Consider the following 3,317-nt stretch of genomic DNA (forward strand, 5'->3'; position numbering starts at 1 on the left):
GCCCCGGCTCCCCCGCCCCCGGCTTCCGTCCCCCTTCACGGAGCGGCGCCCCTTCCGCGCAGGAGCCGGAGCGGCAGGAGAGCCCCCGGCTTCCCGAGCGGTTCCGGCGCGACCGCGGGCACAAGATGATCGCGGGCGTGTGCGCGGGGCTGGGGCGGCAGACCGACATGGACCCGGTGATCTTCCGGATCACACTGGCCGTGCTGTCCGCGACGGGTGGCCTGGGTCTCATCTTCTACGGCTTCGCCTGGCTGCTGGTTCCGTACGAGGACGAGGAGGAGAACGAGGTCCGCAAGCTGTTCACGGGCCGGGTCGACGGCCAGGCGCTGGCCGCGGTCCTGTTCGCGCTGGTCGGCTGCGGGATCTTCCTGACGATGCTGAGGAACGGCGGGGTGCTGGCGTTCGCCACGGTGCTCTCGCTGCTGCTCGCGGGCGCGGGGTACTGGTCGAGACGCCGTGGCGCCGCCGACCACGATCCGCTGGCGGCGCAGGCCGCCGCCGACGCGCCGCCGGAGGCCCAGGCGCCGCCGATCGTCACCGCCTACCCCTCCTGGTGGCGGGACCCGATCGTCAAGGACGGCACCCATGTCGGCGGCACCGGCTATCTGTGGGGGCCCGGCGACGCCCGCGGACGGGACCTCACCTCGGTCCTGGACGTCGGCATCGCCACCCCCTGGACGCACCCCGGGGCGATATCCGCGCCGACGGCCGAGCCCCCGAGACCGCGCGGCCCGCGCTGGATCGGCGGCTGGGTGTTCCTGCTCGCCCTGCCGGCGGGCGGCCTGGGCACCTGGTCCGGCTGGCACACGCACCCGCTCGGCACCAGCCTGCAGACCGGCCTGGCCTGCGCGCTGGCGGTCTTCGGACTGGGCATGGCGCTCAGCGCGTTCCTGGGCCGGACGGGAGCCGGGACGGTGTTCTGGGCGCTGGTCACGGCCGCCCTGCTCGCCGGGGCGGCGGCACTGCCCCGGGACATCACCACCGACTGGAGGGAGGCGACCTGGAAGCCGGCCGCGGCGGCCCAGGTGCGGTCCGGATACGACCTCGGCACGGGGCGGGGCACGCTGGACCTGACCCGGGTGCACCCGGGCCCCGGGCAGACGGTCGCCACGGACGCCCGGGTGGGTGCGGGACACCTGAAGGTGATCGTGCCCGCGGAGGTGACCGTGCGGATGGAGCTGGATGTGGGGCTGGGCGACATCCGGTTGCCCGGGGACCGTGGAGGAGACGTGGACGTGCGGCCCGGCAGCCATCGGAACGTGACGCTGGCACCGGCCAAGGGCAGGGCGGGGATGTCCGGGACGCCGGGGACGCTGGAGCTCACGCTCGGCGTAGGAGTGGGACAGGTGGAGGTCAGCCGTGCTGCGTCATGAGTTCCAGCCCGGGAGGCTGGTCGCCGGGCTCTTCCTGACCGCCACCGCCGTGGCCTACGCGGGAGACGCGGGCGGCCTGTGGGACGCCCCGTGGTTCCTGGTGATTCCGCTGGTGGTGGGTGGTCTGTGTCTGGCCGGCGCCACGGCCGTGCTGGCCCGGGCGATACGCGGACGGGGTGGCGCCGAGGGGGGTCAGCGGTAGCCGCCGGGCCACCGCCGAGCCCGCCAGGCGGCGTCCACCGAGAAGTAGGGCGCGCCGGCGAGGATCAGGGGAACCCAGGCCATCAGGTAGGCGAGGTCGTTGCCGTAGTAGTAGGGGGTGGTGGCCCAGCTCACCGTCAGCCAGAGGCTGAGCGAGATCAGCGCGCCGCCGAGCGCGGCGAGGCGGCCGAGGAGACCGAGCAGGGTGGCGATGCCGACGGCCAGCTCACCGAGCGCGATGGCGTAGCCGAAGCCGACCGGGCTCTTCAGGGCCAGGTCGATCAGGGCCGGGAGCGCGGCGGAGCCGCGGGCGGCGCGCATGGTGTCGCCGATCGAGCCGGTGCCGGCGGACTGCATGAAGGCGCTGTCGGTGAGCTTGTCAAGACCGGCGTAGACGAAGGTGGCACCCAGGAAGAGGCGCAGGGGCAGCAGGGCGTAGTGGGTGGCGGTGTCCCGGAGGCTGCGGGGCTCGTTCAGCCGGGGAATGCGCGTATCCGTCCGCATGCCGTGAGTCATCGCTACAAGCCGCCTTTCACCCGCCGTGCCCCCTGACGTGACGATACGTATGACGAAGAGAGCCCGTTCAATCCTGTCCTAGATGATTTTCCGGATTTCGGCCCTCCGCGGCGAGCCCGCCCCTCACTCCGTCACCTGGAGCGGGTACCGGTTCGTCGCCACGCCGGCCGCCGTCACCACCTGGACGTCCACCGTCCCGGGCTCCACGTCCGCGGGGACGGGCACGGTCAGGGTGGTGTCCGTGGGATTGCGGAAGCCGCCGGTGACGGGGATCAGGGGGACGTGCACGTCGACCGGGCCGATGCGGACCACCGTCCGGGAGAGCCGGTCGGCGCCCTGGGCGCCGGGCGGGACGAAGCCGCTGCCCCGGATCTCGATGTCGTCGCCGGTGCGGACCGGGCCGTCGAGGTCCCCGGGCTCCCGGGCCCGGACCACCGAGTGGATCACCGGCCGCCCGCCCTCGGCGTACTTGCCGGCCAGGTAGGTCGCCGCCGAGATCAGGACGATCACGCCCAGGCCCCAGGGCAGATCGGGCAGCCGGTCGGGGCGGCGGGCCAGCCGGACGGCGGCGAACAGCAGGGCGAGGGCGGTGAGGGCGAGGTACTGGATGTCGGCGAAGGCGCCCCGGCCGGAGTCGTCGGTGAGCAGGTCGGCGGCGCGCGGCCGGTGGGCCGGCACCTTCTGCAGCCGCTGGGCGCGGACGCGCGAGGCCACCACCCGGCGGACCAGGACGGCGACGGCGCACGCGACGGCGAGGACGGTCACCGCGCCCGCGCCGTGCGCCAGTGCGAGGCCGTTGATCAGCGCGTCGCGTTCGGCGTGGTCGGAGGCGGCGGCCAGGCGGAGGGAAAGCAGCAGGACGGCATAGCCGGTGAACAGCACCCAGCAGGCGGCGACGGTACGGGAGGTGGAGATGCGGTTGTCCTCGCCGATGAGCGGGGCGAGCGCTCCGCCGCGCGCCCGGTTCAGGAGGCAGGCGGCGGTCAGCGCGCCGGCGACGGCGAGCGCGGCGAGCAGGGCGGCGGTGCGGGCGCCGGTCCAGCCCGCGCCGGTGGCGGTGAGCGCCTCGGCGAGCAGCAGCGCGGTGACGGCGCCCCACACCGCGCACACCGTGCGCAGCCACAGCCCGGCGAGCCGGACCGCGCCCTCGGCACGGCTCTGTTCGGCGACGGCCTCGGCCCGCTGGGTGAGTTCCTCGGACACCCACTGGCGGGACGCCGGGGCCGA

General features: G+C 74.7%; 4 protein-coding genes. 2 read left to right on the forward strand and 2 right to left on the reverse strand.

The features are described 5' to 3' along the window. The coding region (locus H5J33_RS28345; RefSeq protein ID WP_258565450.1) for a PspC domain-containing protein at nucleotides 1–1,373 on the forward strand (1,373 nt) is incomplete at its 5' end. After that, the gene (locus tag H5J33_RS28350) at nucleotides 1,360–1,575 is read left to right on the forward strand and encodes a hypothetical protein (RefSeq protein ID WP_181797681.1); all 216 of its coding nucleotides are present in this window, start codon (nucleotides 1,360–1,362) and stop codon (nucleotides 1,573–1,575) included. The genes H5J33_RS28345 and H5J33_RS28350, both read left to right, overlap by 14 nt. Here H5J33_RS28350 and H5J33_RS28355 read toward each other — a convergent pair. Continuing rightward, nucleotides 1,566–2,090, reverse strand: a complete 525-nt coding sequence (locus H5J33_RS28355) for a DoxX family membrane protein (RefSeq protein ID WP_181797682.1) — start codon at nucleotides 2,088–2,090, stop codon at nucleotides 1,566–1,568. The genes H5J33_RS28350 and H5J33_RS28355 overlap by 10 nt on opposite strands. Before the next feature lie 123 nt (nucleotides 2,091–2,213). After that, nucleotides 2,214–3,317, reverse strand: a 1,104-nt coding sequence (locus H5J33_RS28360) for a hypothetical protein (protein WP_181797683.1), incomplete at its 5' end; no start/stop codon positions are given.

The sequence above is a fragment of the Streptomyces sp. WELS2 genome, from assembly GCF_013870595.1.
GTDB lineage: Bacteria > Actinomycetota > Actinomycetes > Streptomycetales > Streptomycetaceae > Streptomyces.

Coding starts and splice junctions, on each gene's coding strand:
- H5J33_RS28355 (WP_181797682.1), bottom strand. CDS start 2,090: ATGACTCACGGCATGCGGACGGATACGCGCATTCCCCGGCTGAACGAG.